Source organism: Pseudomonas sp. 29, assembly GCF_002754355.1.
Classification (GTDB): domain Bacteria; phylum Pseudomonadota; class Gammaproteobacteria; order Pseudomonadales; family Pseudomonadaceae; genus Aquipseudomonas; species Aquipseudomonas neuropathica.
The window spans coordinates 3,521,179-3,540,049 of record NZ_PEEY01000001.1; the positions used below are offsets into that span (position 1 = coordinate 3,521,179).

General features: G+C 59.3%; 12 protein-coding genes and 2 tRNA genes. 9 read left to right on the plus strand and 5 right to left on the minus strand.

The annotated features are described in order from the left end of the window. Positions 1-33: 33 nt before the first annotated feature. Positions 34-1,323, plus strand: a complete 1,290-nt coding sequence (locus CLU80_RS16290) for an adenylosuccinate synthase (RefSeq protein ID WP_007915835.1) — start codon at positions 34-36, stop codon at positions 1,321-1,323. Between the two features lie 140 nt (positions 1,324-1,463). After that, the gene (locus CLU80_RS16295; protein ID WP_099759383.1) at positions 1,464-3,398 is read left to right on the plus strand and encodes a methyl-accepting chemotaxis protein; all 1,935 of its coding nucleotides are present in this window, start codon (positions 1,464-1,466) and stop codon (positions 3,396-3,398) included. Positions 3,399-3,507: 109 nt separating this feature from the next. On the opposite strand, the gene CLU80_RS16300 is transcribed toward CLU80_RS16295, so the two are convergent. The 4 genes from CLU80_RS16300 to CLU80_RS16315 form a co-directional block, all read right to left on the minus strand. Beyond that, the gene (locus CLU80_RS16300) at positions 3,508-5,073 is read right to left on the minus strand and encodes an ABC transporter permease (RefSeq protein WP_099757842.1); all 1,566 of its coding nucleotides are present in this window, start codon (positions 5,071-5,073) and stop codon (positions 3,508-3,510) included. Beyond that, positions 5,073-6,083, minus strand: coding sequence for an extracellular solute-binding protein (locus CLU80_RS16305; protein ID WP_099757843.1), 1,011 nt, complete (start codon positions 6,081-6,083; stop codon positions 5,073-5,075). The genes CLU80_RS16300 and CLU80_RS16305 overlap by 1 nt, the downstream gene beginning before the upstream one ends. Before the next feature lie 192 nt (positions 6,084-6,275). Then, positions 6,276-6,362: transfer RNA gene (locus CLU80_RS16310), tRNA-Leu, on the minus strand. A gap of 180 nt (positions 6,363-6,542) precedes the next feature. Beyond that, positions 6,543-6,629, minus strand: a tRNA-Leu gene (locus tag CLU80_RS16315). 226 nt (positions 6,630-6,855) lie between these two features. Between CLU80_RS16315 and rnr the strand changes: the two genes are divergently transcribed. The 7 genes from rnr to dnaB all read left to right on the plus strand — a co-directional run bounded on the left by rnr (position 6,856) and on the right by dnaB (position 14,154). After that, positions 6,856-9,486, plus strand: coding sequence for a ribonuclease R (rnr, locus tag CLU80_RS16320; RefSeq protein WP_099757844.1), 2,631 nt, complete (start codon positions 6,856-6,858; stop codon positions 9,484-9,486). Further along, complete coding sequence (rlmB, locus tag CLU80_RS16325; RefSeq protein WP_095047304.1) at positions 9,483-10,250, plus strand: 23S rRNA (guanosine(2251)-2'-O)-methyltransferase RlmB; 768 nt, start codon at positions 9,483-9,485, stop codon at positions 10,248-10,250. Before rnr ends, rlmB begins: the two co-directional genes overlap by 4 nt. A 307-nt stretch (positions 10,251-10,557) precedes the next feature. Then, positions 10,558-10,980 (plus strand): 30S ribosomal protein S6, encoded by a 423-nt coding sequence (rpsF, locus tag CLU80_RS16335; protein WP_016771938.1) that lies wholly within the window; start codon positions 10,558-10,560, stop codon positions 10,978-10,980. A 29-nt stretch (positions 10,981-11,009) separates the two neighbouring features. Continuing rightward, positions 11,010-11,240, plus strand: a complete 231-nt coding sequence (rpsR, locus tag CLU80_RS16340; protein ID WP_002551829.1) for a 30S ribosomal protein S18 — start codon at positions 11,010-11,012, stop codon at positions 11,238-11,240. Positions 11,241-11,276: 36 nt separating this feature from the next. Next, complete coding sequence (locus CLU80_RS16345) at positions 11,277-12,170, plus strand: hypothetical protein (protein WP_016983782.1); 894 nt, start codon at positions 11,277-11,279, stop codon at positions 12,168-12,170. Between the two features lie 19 nt (positions 12,171-12,189). Further along, positions 12,190-12,636: a 50S ribosomal protein L9 gene (rplI, locus tag CLU80_RS16350; RefSeq protein WP_003186385.1), complete on the plus strand. Its 447-nt coding sequence runs from the start codon at positions 12,190-12,192 to the stop codon at positions 12,634-12,636. Between the two features lie 120 nt (positions 12,637-12,756). Beyond that, a complete protein-coding gene (gene dnaB / locus CLU80_RS16355) occupies positions 12,757-14,154 on the plus strand; it encodes a replicative DNA helicase (RefSeq protein WP_007915846.1) in 1,398 nt (465 codons plus the stop codon). Positions 14,155-14,196: 42 nt separating this feature from the next. On the opposite strand, the gene CLU80_RS16360 is transcribed toward dnaB, so the two are convergent. Beyond that, positions 14,197-18,864, minus strand: coding sequence for an NEL-type E3 ubiquitin ligase domain-containing protein (locus CLU80_RS16360; protein ID WP_286079744.1), 4,668 nt, complete (start codon positions 18,862-18,864; stop codon positions 14,197-14,199). Between the last annotated feature and the right edge of the window lie 7 nt (positions 18,865-18,871).

Here is an 18,871-nt window from a genome sequence, read left to right on the forward strand (position 1 = left end):
GGCACCAAGTTTGCGCGAATGAGGACAAGTGTTATGGGTAAGAATGTCGTAGTCCTGGGCACCCAATGGGGTGATGAGGGCAAAGGCAAGATCGTTGATCTGCTGACCGAACATGCTGCCGCCGTAGTGCGCTACCAAGGTGGCCACAACGCTGGCCACACACTGGTGATCGACGGCGAGAAAACCGTCCTGCACCTGATCCCGTCGGGCGTGCTGCGCGAAGGCGTGCAGTGCCTGATCGGCAACGGCGTGGTGGTTGCACCTGACGCCCTGCTGCGCGAGATCACCAAGCTGGAAGAGAAAGGCGTACCGGTGCGTGAGCGTTTGCGTATCAGCCCGTCCTGCCCGCTGATCCTGTCCTTCCATGTGGCGCTGGACCAGGCCCGTGAAAAGGCCCGTGGCGAGCTGAAGATCGGTACCACCGGTCGCGGCATCGGCCCGGCTTACGAAGACAAGGTTGCTCGTCGTGGCCTGCGTGTTGGCGACCTGCTGAACATGCCGCGCTTCGAAGACAAGCTGCGTGAACTGGTGGATTACCACAACTTCATGCTGGTCGGTTACTACAAAGAGCCAGCCATCGAGTTCGAGAAGACCCTGGCCGAGTGCAAGGAATACGCTGAGCTGCTCAAGCCGCTGATGCTCGACGTCACCGCTGAGCTGCACGACCTGCGTCGCGCCGGCAAAGACATCATGTTCGAAGGTGCCCAGGGTTCGTTGCTCGACATCGACCACGGTACCTACCCGTACGTGACCAGTTCCAACACCACTGCCGGTGGCGTGGCGACCGGTTCCGGCGTTGGCCCGATGTTCCTGGACTACATCCTGGGCATCACCAAGGCCTACACCACTCGCGTCGGTTCGGGTCCATTCCCGACTGAGCTGTTCGACGACGTCGGCGCGCACCTGGCCAAACAAGGTCACGAGTTCGGTGCGACCACCGGCCGTGCCCGTCGTTGTGGCTGGTTCGACGCCGTTATCCTGCGTCGCGCTATCGATGTGAACAGCATTTCGGGTATCTGCCTGACCAAGCTGGACGTACTCGACGGTCTGGAAACCATCAACATCTGCGTTGGCTATAAAGACGCCGAAGGCAATGCCGTTGCTCCGACCGACGCTGACAGCTACGTAGGCCTGCAGCCTGTGTACGAAGAAGTGCCGGGCTGGACCGAATCGACCGTGGGCGCCAAGACCCTGGAAGAGCTGCCAGCTAACGCTCGCGCCTACATCAAACGCGTTGAAGAGTTGATCGGCGCGCCGATCGACATTATTTCGACGGGCCCGGACCGCAACGAAACCATCGTTCTGCGTCATCCGTTTGCTTGATAAGTCGTTGATGTAAAAACACAAAGGCCCCTTCATCGGGGCCTTTGTCGTTTATGCCTGTTGGACGGCATGACCTTTGCTGTGAATCTGTCTACAAGAGTGCCATCAAATTAATGGCGTCAGAAGTAGAGGTATTCACAGTGTCGGCCGTTCTCTCACTGTTACAAAGCCGTTTGTTGCGCCCCGTGTTCGTTACCCTTGGTATCGCCCTTTTGGTGCAAGTGTTGGTGGCCGTTGCCCTGACGCGGAGCACCGTCACGGCGCTGGAAGCTGACTTGGCGGTGCGCCTCGGCGCCGACAGCCAGAAGCTCTCCGGTGAACTGGAGCAGGCCGGGCGTGAAGTCACCTCGAGCCTCGATGCCTTGTCCGCCAGTACTCGTCAGCGGCTTACCGCCGGCCTGTCTTCGCGCCTGAAAGAAGAGCAGGCGCAACTGCGTGCGACGCTGGAAAAGGATCTGAAAGATTCGGCCAATGACATGGCGCAGTTACTGGCCTCTGTAGCCCCGCGTGCCATGTGGGACAGCGACGTACCGACCCTGTCCGAGTTCGCCCGCCGTGCCCAGCGTAATCCCAACGTTCTATTCGTGGTCTACGATGACGCCACCGGCCAGCACCTGACCCGCTATCTCAATCGCGAAAACCCGATCAACAAGGCCTTGCTGGAAAAGGGCCAGGGCGAGCGTGCACTGGATAAAGTGCTGGATGCGGCGAAAAACGATCCATCGGTTTACTACCTTGAAGCCTCGATCAATCCCAATGGCGTGGAAATCGGCAAGGTGCTGATGGGCGTTTCCACGGCGTCGGTGGAAACCGATCTGGCGGCACTGGACAAGCGCTTCTCGGCGCTGATCGCGAGCAGTGATCAACTGGTCGGCGACAGCCTCAAGGGCGCTGCAGCGGACAGTGCCAATGCCATGCAGGCGCGCCTGCAATCGGCGCAGTCAACCGCCGTCGAGATGAAAGCCAATACCGCCAATACTGTTCAAGAAGCGGCAGCCACCCTGCGTTGGCGGATCGGCATGGGCCTGGCGTTGGTCGGCTTTGGCGTGCTTCTGTTATTGGCCGTCGTGCTCGGCCATCGCGTGGTCAATCGCCTGAAGATGCTCAACGCTGCGATGGATGACCTGGCTGCGGGCGAGGGCGACCTGACCAAGCGTGTACAGATCAACAGCAAAGACGAAATCGGCGACATGGCCTCGGCGGTCAACCGCTTTGTGGATAAGTTGCAGCCAATTGTGCGCGAAGCGGGCGATGTCGCGCAGCGTACCGGCGTCGAAATCGGCGCAATGACGCTGCGCAATGCCGGTGCCGATGCGGCGGCGGGCATGCAGCGTGATGAAGTGGCGGAGAGTCTGCGCGCGCTGTCGCAAATGGCTGATGAGGCGCAGTCGGAAAGCCATGCGATGCAAGCGGCTTTGAAACAGGTTTTGGATATTCGCCAGGCCACCGACGAAAACACCCGGACGTCCGCCAAGGTCGGCAGCCTGATCGAGGCGCTGGCGGGGCAGGTCGATACCGGCGCGAAAGTCATCGAGCGGCTGGCTCAGCAGAGTGAGCAGATTGAGGTGGTGCTGACGGTGATTCACGGGATTGCCGAGCAGACCAATCTGCTGGCTCTCAACGCGGCGATTGAAGCCGCACGTGCTGGCGAGACCGGGCGTGGATTCGCCGTTGTTGCCGACGAGGTGCGTGCGTTGGCGAGCAAGACGCAAAGCTCCACCGGCGATATTCAGGCGCACATCGTGGCATTGCAGCAGGGCGCTCGTGAGGCGGTCGAAGCGATCGGCCAGGCCGGGCGTCAGGCCAGCGAAGGTTTACTGGTGTTGCGTGACAGTGCGCGCTTGCAGCAGTCGGTACAGGTCTCGGTCGAGCAGGTGCATGCGGCGATTGGCTTGGCAACGCAGGCTGCTGCGCATCAGGCGCAGGGTGCGCAGGCTGTGCGTGGGCGCGTCGAGACAATTCATGCGCAGGCCGAGAAAGCGGCGCAGGCGGTGGTGGAGACCACTGCGAGTGGCAAGGTGCTGGATGGTTTGGCAGCGCAGCTCAAGGCTAGTCTGGGGCAGTTCAGGGCTTGAGGTTGTCTGGGCGGGCCTCTTCGCGAGCAGGCTCGCTCCCACATTAGATCGCGTTCCTCTGATGGAACTCGGTCAACATGTGGGAGCGAGCCTGCTCGCGAAAGCGGTATCAGCGGCTCAGATACATCCGGGTCGTCAGTAAATAAACCGGCAGCCCCGACACCAAAATCAACAACGACGCATAAGGCGCCGCCGCCGCAAATTCGACATTTGCAGTATGCGCCCACACTTCCGTTGCCAGCGTATTGAGCCCGGTCGGACTCAGTAGCAACGTCGCCGTCAATTCCTTCATCGCATCCAGAAACACCAGCGCAAACGCCGCGCCCAATGCCGGGAAGATGATCGGCAACGTCACTCGGCAAAACGCCGTGAACGACGAGGCGCCCAGCGTTCGCGCAGCCTCTTCCAGTTGCGGTGCCGCCTTGTTCAGTGCCGTGCGAATCGGCGCCTGCGCCAATGGCAGAAACAGCAGCGCATAAGCGATCAGCAGCAACCCCGAAGTCTGGTACAGCGCCGGCACGTAGTGCAGGGCGAAATACACCAGCGTCAGCGCAATCACCAGGCCCGGCAGCGCATGCAGCAGATACGGCAAGCGCTCGGCCCAGATCGCCAGTTGACCTTTGTAACGCACCACCAACAAGCCGACCGGCACGGCCAGCACCAGACACAGCGCAGCTCCGCCAAGAGAAAGTGCCAGAGAAGAAAGCAGGGCTTCAGTGATCGCTGCTACCGGGAATGCTGCGGATGAACCGACCGCCAGCCAATACGCCAACATCCCCAGCGGAATCCCGCTGCCGACAATTGCCAGCATCAGGCAATACAGCTGACCGACCGTGGCCCATGGTCCTAGCCGAACCTGTTCAGCTTGGCGCGCGGCACCTTGTCCGGTGCGCACATGCCGAGCTTTGCCGCGTACGCGCAGCTCCAGCCACAACAACACCAGACACAGCGCCAGCAGCACGGCGGAAAGCATCGCCGCGTTGGCGTTACTAAACTCCAGTTCGAATTGCTGATAGATCGCCGTGGTGAAGGTTTGCAGGCCGATGATCGACAGTGCGCCGAACTCCACCAGCATGTGCAAGGCAATCAATAGCGAGCCGGCCAATAGCGAAGGCCAGAGCAGCGGCAGGGTCACGCGGAAAAATACGCCCCAGCGATTCTGCCCAAGGGTGCGCGCCGACTCTTCAAGGGAGGGGTCGAGATTGCGCAGAGTTGCCGCCACCGGCAGGAAGATCAACGGATACTTCGACAGGCTCATCACCAGAATCGCCCCGCCAAGCCCTTCGAACTGCGCGCTCAGCGAAACCCAGGTGAAGCTGCTGACAAACGCCGGCACCGCGAACGGCAGGCACAGGATCACGCCCCATAGGCGACGCCCTGGCAAATTGCTGCGTTCCAGCAGCCAGGCCAGCGACAGACCAATCACGCCGCAGGAGAGGGTTACGCCAACCATCAACGCCAACGTGTTGCGCAACAGGCCGAACACATACGGGCGCCACAACAAGTGCAACGCCTCGGCCCAGCCGGCCTGCCAGGCCTTGAGCCCGACATAGGCCAGCGGCAACAGGCTCAGCACTACCAGTAACAACACCGGCAGCACCAGCCAGATTGATGGCCGCTTGCGCTTTGGTACGTAACCCCCGCGCGCGGCGGGGGCGGATAACGATGCGGTCATCAGTTCAAGCCAACTTCGCGTTCCAGCTCCAGCGCTTCTTCGGCATTGCCCAGATCGGCCGGGGTTACGTTCGGCGCTTCCAGTTCGCTGAACGGCTTGAGTCCGCGATCCGATTCCATACCTTTGTGCAGTGGGTATTCGGCGGTGGTCTGGGTGATCACGCGCTGACCTTCTTCGCTGGCCATATAGGCGAGGAATTGCTGGGCTTCTTTTGGATGTTTGCTGGATTTCAACACGGCAGCGCTCGACACGGTGATCAAGCCACCGACGTCGCCACCGGTGAAGTAATGCAGTTTCGAGTCGAGTTTGCCTTTCTCGCGCTGCAGGGCGAACCAGTAGTAGTTGTTCACCAGCACGGTGGCGACTTCACCGTTTTCCACGGCTTTGAGCGCAACCATGTTGTTGCTGTAGGTCTTGCCGAAGGCGCGCAGGCCGGTCAGCCACTCTTCGGCGGCCTCGCGACCGTGCATTTTGATGATGGCCACGGCTTGTTCCTGAAACGCGCCGCTGGTTGGCACGAAGCCGACTTTGCCTTGCCACTGTGGATCGGCAAAATCCAGGACCGATTTTGGCAGGTCTTTTTCGTCGACCAGTTTCGGGTTGTAAGCGACCACGCGAACGCGTGCCGTCACGCCAATCCAGGTGCCGTTAGCTGCGACGTATTTTTCCGGCAGCACGGCCAAAGTGGCGTCATCGGCCTTGGCCAGCAGGCCTTGTTCGCCGAGATTGTTCAACGGTGGCGATTCTTCGGTGTAGATCACGTCGGCAGGGGAGCGGTCGCCTTCTTCGATGATCTGGCTGGCGAGCTGATTGCTGCTGCCTTTGCGCACGTTGACGTGAATGCCGGTCTTGGCTTCGAAGGCTTTGGCGATCGCGTCGCCGACTTCCTTGTGCTGGCCGTTATAGAGAGTCAGGGAAACCGCATCGGCAGCCTGGGTGAGGGGAGTGGCGAGCGCCAGGCCGAGGAGGGTGAAGGTCAGGCCTCGGCGCAGGGTATTTCGAAACGTCATTCGCGGGGTTCCTCACTGTCGCATTGCAAAAACTTGCAACAATGATAAACGATATTGTTTCTCAAGTGCGCCTTGCGGTGGGACTGGCGTTTTGATAGGTGCGATGGTGATGGGGTTTCGGGAAGCCAGAAACGCAAAAACCCGCTTTCGCGGGTTTTTGTGAAATCCAAGGTCGTAACCTTGAATTTGAATTGGTGCCCAGAAGAAGACTCGAACTTCCACGACCGTAAGGTCACCAGCACCTGAAGCTGGCGTGTCTACCAATTTCACCATCTGGGCAATCATCGCTAGCGTTGCCGCTGTTGATGTGGCGCACTATACGGAGCGCGTTTTGATCTGTAAACCCCTGATTTAATTTTAATAAATCAGTTTTAAGAAAAGCCGGGCTTAGAATGCAAAAAACCCGCTTTCGCGGGTTTTGTGTGAGCCTTGAAACTGATCTAGTCTCAAACTCGAAATTGGTGCCCAGAAGAAGACTCGAACTTCCACGACCGTAAGGTCACCAGCACCTGAAGCTGGCGTGTCTACCAATTTCACCATCTGGGCAGTATCGTTAACGCTTGTGCGTCGTCGATGGCGCGCACTATACGGAGCGTCTTTTTAACTGTAAACCCCTGTCAGCAAAAAATATGATTTTTTTTACCGGCGGTGTTCAAAACGGCTTTCAAGCGACGATACAGACCCTCATAAGGGCCTTATATAGTCGGAAATTTCCCGTTTCATGGCGCCTATGCCAAACTAACCCGCATATAGACAAGGTGAAAACTCTCTAATGGCCGATTGGCAGTCCCTCGATCCCGAGGCCGCTCGTGAAGCGGAAAAATATGAAAACCCTATTCCTAGCCGCGAACTGATCCTGGCGCATCTCGCCGATCGGGGCTCGCCGGCTGCCCGCGAGCAACTGGTGGAAGAGTTTGGTCTGACCACAGAAGACCAGATCGAAGCCCTGCGCCGCCGCCTTCGCGCCATGGAGCGCGACGCCCAACTGATCTACACCCGCCGCGGCACTTATGCGCCGGTCGACAAACTCGACCTGATCCTCGGTCGCATCAGCGGTCACCGTGACGGTTTCGGCTTCCTGGTGCCGGACGACGGCAGCGACGACCTGTTCATGAGCCCCGCGCAAATGCGTCTGGTGTTCGATGGCGACCGTGCGCTGGCGCGTGTGTCCGGTCTCGACCGTCGCGGTCGCCGCGAAGGCGTGATCGTTGAAGTGGTCTCGCGTGCTCACGAAACCATCGTCGGTCGCTACTTTGAAGAAGGCGGCATCGGCTTCGTCGTCGCGGACAACCCGAAGATCCAGCAGGAAGTGCTGGTCACCCCGGGTCGCAACGCCAACGCGCAGATCGGTCAGTTCGTCGAGGTGAAAATCACCCACTGGCCGACGCCGCGCTTCCAGCCGCAAGGCGACGTGGTTGAAGTGGTCGGCAACTATATGGCGCCGGGCATGGAAATCGATGTCGCTCTGCGCACCTACGACATTCCGCACGTCTGGCCCGAAGCCGTTCTGAAAGAAGCGGCCAAGCTCAAGCCGGAAGTCGAAGAAAAAGACAAAGAGAAGCGCGTCGACCTGCGCCATTTGCCGTTCGTCACCATTGACGGTGAAGATGCCCGCGACTTCGACGATGCTGTTTATTGCGAAGCCAAGCCGGGCAAGCTGCGCCTGTTCTCCGGCGGCTGGAAGTTGTACGTGGCGATTGCTGACGTTTCCAGCTACGTGAAGATCGGCTCGGCCCTGGACAACGAAGCGCAGGTGCGCGGCAACTCGGTGTACTTCCCTGAGCGCGTGGTGCCAATGCTGCCTGAGCAGCTGTCCAACGGCCTGTGCTCGCTGAATCCGCACGTCGATCGTCTGGCCATGGTCTGCGAGATGACCATCTCCAAGTCCGGCGAAATGACCGACTACTGCTTCTATGAAGCGGTGATCCATTCCCACGCGCGTCTGACCTACAACAAAGTCAGCGCGATGCTGGAAACGCCGAAAGTGGCCGAAGCACGCAAACTGCGTGGTGAGTACACCGACGTCGTGCCGCACCTCAAGCAGCTTTATTCGCTGTACAAAGTGTTGCTGGCTGCCCGTCACGTGCGCGGCGCGATCGATTTCGAGACCCAGGAAACCCGGATCATCTTCGGTTCCGAGCGCAAGATTGCCGAAATCCGTCCGACCACCCGTAACGACGCGCACAAGCTGATCGAGGAATGCATGCTGGCGGCCAACGTGGCCACCGCCGAATTCCTCAAGAAGCACGAAATCCCTGCGTTGTACCGTGTCCACGACGGCCCGCCACCGGAGCGTCTGGAAAAACTGCGCGCCTTCCTTGGCGAACTCGGCCTGTCCCTGCACAAAGGCAAGGACGGTCCATCGCCGAAGGATTATCAGGCGTTGCTGGCAAGCATCAAGGATCGTCCGGATTTCCACCTGATCCAGACCGTGATGCTGCGCTCGCTCAGTCAAGCGGTGTACAGCGCTGACAATCAGGGCCACTTCGGCCTGAATTATGAAGCCTATACCCACTTCACTTCGCCGATCCGTCGTTACCCGGACCTGCTGACGCACCGCGCGATCCGCAGCGTGATCCATTCGAAACAGGACACCCCGCACGTTCGCCGTGCCGGTGCGATGTCCATTCCGAAGGCGCGCATCTATCCGTACGACGAGGCGGCGCTGGAGCAGCTCGGCGAGCAGTGCTCGATGAGCGAACGCCGTGCCGACGAAGCGACCCGCGACGTGGTCAACTGGCTCAAGTGCGAGTTCATGAAGGATCGCGTGGGCGAGTCGTTCCCGGGTGTGATCACAGCGGTAACCGGTTTTGGCCTGTTCGTTGAGCTGACCGATATCTACGTCGAAGGTCTGGTCCACGTCACGGCGCTGCCGGGCGATTACTACCACTTCGATCCTGTGCATCACCGCCTGGCGGGCGAGCGCACCGGTCGCAGCTTCCGTCTTGGCGATACCGTTGAAGTGCGCGTCATGCGCGTTGACCTCGACGAGCGCAAGATCGACTTCGAGATGGCCGAAAAAACCATCAGCGCACCGATCGGTCGCAAAAAACGTGGCGCTGAAACCGCTGCTCCGGCGGCCAAGGTTGCGGAAGAAAAGGCTCCGGCTAAATCCGCCAGCCGTCGTCCGGCCAAGGAAAAAGCGGCAGAAGCCTATCGCCCAAGCGACGCCGTGGCGAAAAACGCCGAGCTGCGCAAAAGCCGTGAAATGAAGAAGGCTCTGCTTTCCGACGCTAAAAACGGTGGTAAAGCGGCGTCCGGGGGAAAGACCGGACGGTCGGCGCCTGAAAAGGCCTCCGGCGGCAAGCCAGCGAAACCGAGCAAACACCGTAAGGGGCCGCCAAAAGCGGGCTCCGCTCCAGCCAAAAGTGGCGGGGCACGTAAACCGAAGGCGAAGTCATGAGTCAGTTGGAAAAAATCTACGGCGTTCACGCGGTAGAAGCGTTGCTGCGTCACCACCCGAAACGCGTCAAGCAGATCTGGCTGGCGGAAAGCCGCAACGATCCGCGCGTGCAGACCCTGGTTGAGCTGGCCAACGAAAACCGTGTTCAGGTCGGCCAGGCCGAGCGTCGCGAAATGGACGCCTGGGTTGAAGGCGTGCACCAGGGCGTGGTCGCGGAAGTAAGCCCGAGCCAGGTCTGGGGCGAAGCCATGCTCGACGAGCTGCTCGATCGCACTGAAGGTGCGCCGCTGTTGCTGGTGCTCGACGGTGTGACCGATCCGCACAACCTCGGCGCCTGCCTGCGTTCGGCGGATGCGGCCGGTGCGCTGGCGGTGATCGTGCCGAAAGACAAGTCGGCGACCCTGACGCCGGTCGTGCGTAAAGTCGCTTGCGGCGCGGCGGAAGTGATTCCATTGGTTGCCGTGACTAACCTCGCTCGCACCCTGGAAAAACTTCAGCAGCGCGGTCTGTGGATTGTCGGTACTGCGGGGGAGGCTGAGGTCAGCATCTACGACCAGGATCTGACTGGCCCGACCATCCTGATCATGGGCGCTGAAGGCAAAGGCATGCGTCGCCTGACCCGCGAGCACTGCGACTATCTGGTGAAGCTGCCGATGGCCGGTAGCGTCAGCAGCCTCAACGTCTCGGTTGCGACGGGCGTGTGCCTGTTCGAAGCGCAGCGTCAGCGCGGTGCAAAAGCCAAGGCTACTGCCAAGAAATCCTGAGTCGTACACGATTCAAATGTGGGAGCGAGCTTGCTCGCGAAGAGGGCGTGTCAGTCGACGTAAATGTTGCCTGACAAACCGCATTCGCGAGCAAGCTCGCTCCCACAGTGTTTTGTGGTGTGGCATAACTGAGTGATTGTTCAAATAATCACCAATTGCCTTGCGCCTCCTCTGTCCCTTCTCTACAATTGCGCCCCTTGCTGTGACGGCAGGCACGCATGTGCCCCGCGCCAGCAAGTCCATAAGTGTCATTCACTCCTTGTCTGACCGTTTTTGAGCGGCAGGCTACAACCCGTAAGGAGCATTCATGCGTCATTACGAAATCATCTTTTTGGTCCACCCGGATCAAAGCGAGCAAGTCGGCGGCATGGTTGAGCGTTACACCAAGCTGATCGAAGAAGACGGCGGCAAAATCCACCGTCTGGAAGATTGGGGCCGTCGTCAACTGGCCTACGCAATCAACAATGTTCACAAGGCTCACTACGTGATGCTGAACGTTGAGTGCACTGGCAAGGCCCTGGCCGAGCTGGAAGACAACTTCCGCTACAACGATGCAGTGATCCGTAACCTGGTCATCCGTCGCGACGAAGCCGTAACTGGCCAGTCCGAGATGCTCAAGGCTGAAGAAAACCGCAGTGAGCGCCGTGAGCGTCGCGACCGTCCTGAGCACGAAGGCGCCGAAGGCACCGATAGTGATGACAGCGACAACAGCGATAACGCTGACGAGTAATCCACGGACCTTATTAAGGAGCCTATCAAATGGCACGTTTCTTCCGTCGTCGTAAATTCTGCCGCTTCACCGCTGAAGACGTGAAAGAGATCGATTACAAAGATCTCAACACTCTGAAAGCCTACGTATCCGAGACCGGCAAAATCGTTCCAAGCCGCATCACCGGTACCAAAGCTCGTTATCAGCGTCAGCTGGCCACCGCTATCAAGCGCGCCCGCTTCCTGGCCCTGCTGGCCTACACCGACAGCCACGGCCGCTGAGACCGGGCAGTCGACAAGTAGCAAAGGATTGAATGCATGCGTGCCTTAGCTGAGTTCATCATGCGAGGCCGAATGCAGGCCACTCTCGTGGTGGCCGGATGTGCAACATTGCCGTTGTTGTATTGGTTGGGTGCTGCCGCGGGGAGCCTTGTGCTGCTGCGGCGCGGACTGACGGACGCCCTGGGTGTTCTGTCTCTGGGGCTGCTGCCGGCGTTGATCTGGTGGCTGTATGCCGATGACCCACGGGCACTTCTGGTGCTGCTGGGGTCTTCGGGGCTTGCGTTGGTTTTGCGCGCAAGTGAATCCTGGGTCCGCACGCTGCTGGTCAGCGTAGTGATTGGAGTGGTGTTTTCGGTGGTGCTCGGGGCAGCGTTTGCGGCCCAGATCGAGATGCTCGCGCAGGCCTTGATAAAGGTCATGCCGGCGCTTCTCGGTGAAACCTACAAGCAATTGTCGGTCGATGAGCAAGCGCGTTTCGCGTCCCTGATTGCACCGGTCCTGACCGGACTGATTGCGGCTTTGTTGCAGATCGTCAGCGTGCTGAGCCTGATTGTCGGGCGGCATTGGCAGGCGTTGTTGTACAACCCGGGTGGTTTTGGTCGCGAGTTTCGCGCCATCCGGATCCCGCTGGGGCCGGCGATGTTGCTGCTGGCGTTGATGCTTCTGGGCCCGAATCTCGGTGCACAGATGGCCATGTTGACGCCGTTGTGCAGTGTACCGCTGGTGTTCGCCGGACTTGCCCTGATTCACGGGCTGGTCGGGCAGAAGCGACTGGCCGGTTTCTGGCTGGTGGGGTTGTACGTCACGCTGCTGTTGTTCATGCAGCTGATCTATCCGTTGCTCGTGGTCCTGGCCATTGTCGACAGCCTGATTGATTTTCGCGGTCGTCACGTGTCGAAAGACACCGATAACGCGAACGGTGAAGGTTAAAAGTTAAGAGGATTTCCACATGCAACTGATCCTTCTGGAAAAAATCGCCAACCTGGGCAACCTGGGCGACAAAGTAAACGTTAAGGCCGGTTACGGCCGTAACTACCTGCTGCCTTTCGGCAAAGCTACCGCTGCAACTGCTGCCAACCTGGCTGCGTTTGAAGAGCGTCGTGCTGAGCTGGAAAAAGCTGCCGCAGACCGTAAAGCATCGGCTGAAAGCCGTGCTGCCCAACTGGCCGAGCTGGAAGTGACCATCACTGCCACCGCTGGCGACGAAGGCAAGCTGTTCGGTTCGATCGGTACTCACGACATCGCTGACGCACTGACCGCCTCCGGCGTTGAAGTTGCGAAAAGCGAAGTTCGTCTGCCGAACGGCACCATCCGCAACGTGGGTGAATTCGACGTGGCTGTGCACCTGCACGCCGAAGTTGAAGCCACCGTACGCGTTGTCGTGGTAGCAGCTTAAGTAACACCTGATCGGCTGGCGGCTTGTCCGTCAGACGGTTAACATCGGGCACGATCCTGTTTACAGGTCGTGCCCTTTGTCTTTCTGAACTCCCTGTTTTTCCAAATTACACAAGTGGCCATGAACGATATCTCCGCTCCCGAGCAATACGATCTGCAAACCGCTGCCCTGAAGGTGCCGCCGCATTCCATCGAGGCCGAACAGGCTGTACTCGGTGGTCTGATGCTGGACAACAACGCCTGGGAACGCGTGCTCGATCAAGTCTCCGACGGCGATTTCTATCGACATGACCACCGTCTGATCTTCCGTGCGATCGCCAAACTGGCCGATCAGAACATGCCGATCGACGTCGTGACCCTGTCCGAACAACTGGACAAGGAAGGCCAGACCTCGCAGGTCGGTGGCCTCGGTTACCTCGGTGAACTGGCGAAAAACACGCCGTCCGTCGCCAACATCAAGGCCTATGCGCAGATCGTTCGTGAGCGAGCGACATTGCGCCAGTTGATCGGCATCAGCACCGAAATCGCCGACAGCGCCTTCAACCCCGAAGGCCGCACCGCCGCCGAGATTCTCGACGAAGCCGAACGCCAGATCTTCCAGATTGCCGAGGCCCGGCCAAAAACCGGCGGCCCGGTAGGTGTGAATGACTTGCTGACCAAGGCCATTGATCGCATCGACACCCTGTTCAACACCGACAACGCCATTACCGGCCTGTCCACCGGCTACACCGACCTCGATGAGAAGACCAGCGGCCTGCAGCCGTCCGACTTGATCATCGTCGCCGGCCGTCCGTCGATGGGTAAAACCACCTTCGCAATGAACCTGGTGGAAAACGCCGTGTTGCGCAGCGAGAAAGCGGTTCTGGTGTACTCCCTCGAGATGCCAGGCGAATCGCTGATCATGCGTATGCTCTCCTCGCTGGGCCGCATCGACCAGACCAAGGTGCGTTCTGGCCAACTGGAAGACGATGACTGGCCGCGCCTGACTTCGGCGGTCAACCTGCTCAACGACCGCAAGCTGTTCATCGATGACACTGCCGGCATCAGTCCGTCGGAAATGCGTGCGCGGACCCGACGTCTGGTGCGTGAACACGGTGACGTCGGCCTGATCATGATCGACTACCTGCAACTGATGCAGATCCCCGGTTCCAGCGGTGACAACCGCACCAACGAAATTTCCGAAATCTCGCGATCCCTGAAAGCGCTGGCCAAGGAATTCAACTGCCCGGTGGTGGCGCTGTCGCAGCTCAACCGTTCCCTCGAACAGCGTCCCAACAAGCGCCCGGTGAACTCCGACTTGCGCGAATCCGGAGCGATCGAGCAGGACGCCGACGTGATCATGTTCGTGTACCGCGACGAGGTCTATCACCCGGAAACCGAACACAAAGGCATCGCCGAAATCATCATCGGCAAGCAGCGTAACGGCCCGATCGGTTTTATCCGTCTGGCCTTTATCGGCAAATACACGCGCTTCGAAAACCTCGCGCCGGGCAGTTACAACTTCGACGACGACGAGTGACAGCAGGCCGAAGTTCATCGGCCTGCTGCGACGCTGTATCGATTACAGCGTTGCGCCACTCGATCCCGGAGTTTCCTGCGCAGGCGTGACGTTGGCAGGAGGCGCCTCGATTGTTGTTCGAGGCTGCAATTCCTGCCGCGTCAGCGTCTGGATCAATGTCGCTTCGACAATCGCCAATTGCGCCGTTACATCATCGGTTTGCGATTTGTATTGAGCTTCGCTCAGCAGTCTTTGTGATGACTGGCTGTCGAGAATTTCCTGGCGATCCTGGAACGGCTGGCGACTCGCATCGAATTGCGCCTGGTATTTGTGAATGATGAAGTCCTGCCAGAAATTCATCGACACCAATGCCTGAAACTCTTCAGGCGAACCATTCAGCGTCAAGACTTTGCGATATGCCGCATCCAGCATTGCCGGGGTAACGCCGGCCATGCCGATAAACGAGAGTGTCTGTGGCTGAAACGGCAATTGCAGCCGATCCCTGAGACCAAAGCGGTAGGCCATGGTCATTTCATGGGGATCGCGTATGCGCAGGTTGTGGCTGTTTCGCAGCTCCCGGGAGGTTGCCGGATCGTCAATGATTGCCCTGCTTGAAGCGATCTCTGCCGCTGCGATGTCGTCGACCTGTTTGAGCCGGAACAATCCTTTGGACAGCGCCACCAAGGGGGCGCCATTCATATCGAGCCTGGCCTGTATGCGCGCCTTGTGAGTCATGGCCAGGACCTGCAGATCGGTGAAGGTGGCTGCGGCAAGGTCAGTGCAGCCGGCTTCGCACGCGCGATCGAACAGTTCTCGACGCAAGGTTCGCGACTGTGGATTGTCTTGACTGATGACATCGATCACGTCCCAGACCTGGCGCCGGAAGTCGGCATGGTGCGCACGGCTCGCGAGGATGTTGAAGAAGCCGTCTGAGCCTTGCTGCTCGCGCAACGTGCGCCATTGAGTGTTTCTGGCGATCGCTTGATCAGCGGGTAGTCCGGTGGTCCAGATCGGGGCAGGGTCCGCGGCTGCCCTTGCACTGGGGCGTTGTGCCAAGGGGAATGACGTTGTGAACAGGTTGGATCTGTTGTGAAGCCCGGTTTGGGCTTCGTCCAGTTGCCTGCGATAGACGCCCATTTGTATCCGCGTCTCATCGGTAATCGGATTATTCGTCAGTAACGTGCCACTGTTCACCTGGACCGAATGCGCCAAGCGCTCCGGGGGCGGAGCAGTGACAAAGTCAGGAATCGTGGTGATCTGATTGTTGCTCAGATCGATCCGGGTCAGCAGGGGTTGATCAAACAGCCCGGTTGGCCACTGCGTGATGCCGGTGTTCGCCAAGGTGACCTCGCGCATATCGGTGATCAGACTGAAATCCGGGATCGCACCGAGCTGGGGATTGTTGTCGATCCAGAGTGCTCTGAGCGTTGTGCGTCCGGCCAGTATCCGCGCCGTTTCTGCATTGAGTTCAAGTTGGTTGTGCTGCAGGAACAGGCGCGTCATGCCGTGCATTTCTCCTACTGCCGGGGGCAAGTCCCTGAGGCGATTGTTCGACATGTCCAGCCAGCGCACATGACGAAAACGGGTGAGGAAGCCTTCCGGTGACTCCGTCAGGTTCATGCCGCTCAATCTGAGTGAACCCACATGGCTGAAGTCGATGCTCAGATCCGGCAGGGTCGGCAAGGTCAGGCCGCTCAAGTCCAGTTCCAGACCGATCGGTGTGCCGTCGAAAGCATGTTTTTGCGCCGTCTCGCGGCGCCAGCAACTGATGATCCGATCCCGCGCTGCAGTGCGGTCATTACGGGTGGTGGCGTTGATTTGCAGCTGATTGGCACGCACGTAACGCAGGCGGTTGCCGCCCCCGGAAAAGACCCAGTCGTCGAGCTGGGTTTTCAGAAGATCGAATTCTTGTTCCAGTGCGAGCAAGCGTGGTGCCACGGTGCCTTTGTCATGATTCCAGATGAACGCCCTGCACTCCTTGATGGTTTTGCTCGGGAACAGGTTTCGATAACGCTGCGCCCTGGAGTCTTCGCTATCGAATACCGCGGGATGGGCCGGCGCCATCAGCTCGGGGTGAGACTGTTTAAGGCGTCGCCAGTAGCCGTCGAATTTTCGCCAGTACGCGGAGGGGAAGTCGTTGCCTTCAAGGCGCGTGACATTGTTGATCCGCGCGACGACAGCCAGCGTCTCGGGTGTCGGGTTGAGGTTGGCCTGGGGAACCTCGCTCAAGCGATTGTCGCGCAGGTCCAGGTGGTTCAAAGCGGTTTTGTCGAGCAGCCCGGCAGGCCACTGACTGAGGCCCGTGTTTTTCAGGTTCAATGCCTGCAACCCGGACATGGCGCTGAAGTCGGGCACTGCCCGCAGTTGATTGTTGGACAGATCGATCTGTTTCAACTGGTGCAATGCACCGAGTGCCAAAGCGCTTTGCTCATCCAGTTTTATCTGGTTTGAACTCAGATCCAGATAGTTGAGTTTGTCCATCTCGGCGATTTTTTGCGGCAGTTTGTCGATGCCGGAGTTAACGATGGTCAGGCTTTCCAGATTGGGGCAATTGGACAGAAGCGTATTGGCGGTGTCCGACCAGATTACCGAGTCGAGACTGAGGGATTTGATGTGACTGAAATCCACGGTCAGCAGGGGTAATGGACCGTACAGCGCTGGCAGTTTCAGTTCGCCGTCCGAATCGCCCAGCCAGCAGCCTTTGATGATTCTTGCCAGGCGGGTAGCGTTGACTCTTTCAGGGCCCACGGCGTGGGCCGGTCCGGGTTGACTGTCGGCGATGTAGGCCTGCAGTTGCGTTTCCAGTAACTCGAAACCGGCAATGCGTCGCGCGATCTGCTCTTCAGCGCCATCACCCAGGGCGAGCAAATATTCCCTGGCAGCTTGCGGATTCTTGTCTGGATACATACGCCGCACCATCGCCACTTCGGGAATGTCGCCATCCAGTCTGAAGGCGTCTGCGCGGGAGCCCGTGCGCATCGCCGGATAGTCGGCCACTACGCGGCGCCAATAAACCTCAAGCGTTCGCCAGTAACCGGTCGGGAAGGGGTTGCCTTCAATCAGGGTGACCGAGTTGATACGGGCAATCGCCAGTAGTTCATTGTTTGACGGGTCAAGGATCGGCTGTGGAATTTCGCGCAGTTGGTTATGGCGCAAGTCGACCATGTCCAGTGCCACCTGATCGCGTAAACCGCTGGGCCAGTGATCCAGTCCGGTGTTGCTCAGGTTCAATGACCGAAGTTGCGACATGCCGCGGAAGTCCGGGATTCTGCCAAGCGGGTTGCTCGACAGGTCGAGGTGTTCAAGCTGCTTGAGTGCGCCCAGTTTTACTGCTGTCTGCTCATTGAGCTGGATTCGGTTCGAGCTCAGCTCCAGAGCCTTGAGAACGGTCATCGGCGCGATATCGGACGGCAACTTATCCAGGGTGGAGTGAGTCACCGACAGTTTCTCAAGGTTGGGAAAACTGCCCAGGAAGGTATCGGCGGTGTCCGACCAGGCGACCGCTTTCAGCTCCAGAGTTCTTACATGGCTGAAATCAGCCGTCAGCGGCGCAAGGATTGCCTCTCCCAAATCAAGTTTCAGCGTCGTTCCCGTCTGCCGTTTCCAGCAACGCTTTATTTCTTCGACAGCACGCTCCACCGCGGGATGTGCAGCTTCGTTGGGGGCCTGCGAGGATGTCTTCCTGATCCAGGAAGCGAGATCCGCCTTGAGCGCCCTGTAACTGGCCTCGCGTTGGGTCAGATAGCCGCGGACGTCATCCCCGTGCGAATGCAGAAGCCGGGTGATCTCCTCGCTGTCGAGGGCCGGGAAGAGCTTTCGAGCGCGGGACTCTGGCGTGCGCAAATGATTGATCGCGCTGGCAAACCGTTGCAGCAGGCCAGGATGCGCGGGGCTGCCTGGCTCGTTGCGGAACATGCCGCCGGCACCGCCGACCGCCGTTCCCAGCCAGCCTTCGCGAGCATCGTAAATGATCGGCTCCGAGCGCCCGGGGCGTGTAGCGATGTAGGTATTGGTGCTGTCGCTGGCCACCGGATCTTGCGCACGGACGATGCGCATCACCGCTGTTGTCGGGGTCGAGGCATCGGTGTCGTGCAGAACCTGATAACTGTGATTGTCGATCACCGCATAGAGTTTACCGTTGAGCCGGTGAAGGCCATCGCTGCCCCTTTGAATGTCACTGAAATCCAGTGGCGTGCGGAAAGCTTCCAGGCGGCTGCTCGACAATGGCACACCGATCGGCTCGAAGTGTTCCAGCTCATGCCAGAGTCCCGCGCTGGAATCACGCGGCAGCACGGGCCCCGAGGGACTGGATTCGCTGGGCAGTCTGGCCCGATACAGTCCTGTTTGCGCATCTTTGCCGACCAGCACGATGCCGCCGGGTACATCGGCATATTGGCGGCCTTTGTGGGTTCTCAAGCCGTCAGCGTTGCGATCCGACAAACCGCTGGCCGCAGGCACCCAGTAATGTTCCAGGGACTGGCTAGCCGCACGCGGATTTTCAATCGGCAACGCGGGTCGATGAATGGTGATGCTCGGAGCCGGCTCGATCGCGTCGATATCGGCTGGCGTTGGTAAGCGGCCCGGTCGTGGTGTTTGCCCACCGGGTATCGAGACCTCTAAATCTGTGCGCGGTGGCAGGTCGAGGCGCGGGGTGTCCACGTCTGGCACAGCGTTTTGGCGAACCGGGGGATTGCCGGAATTGTTGCCTCTGGGGGGCGATTTAACGGGCATGTCTTTC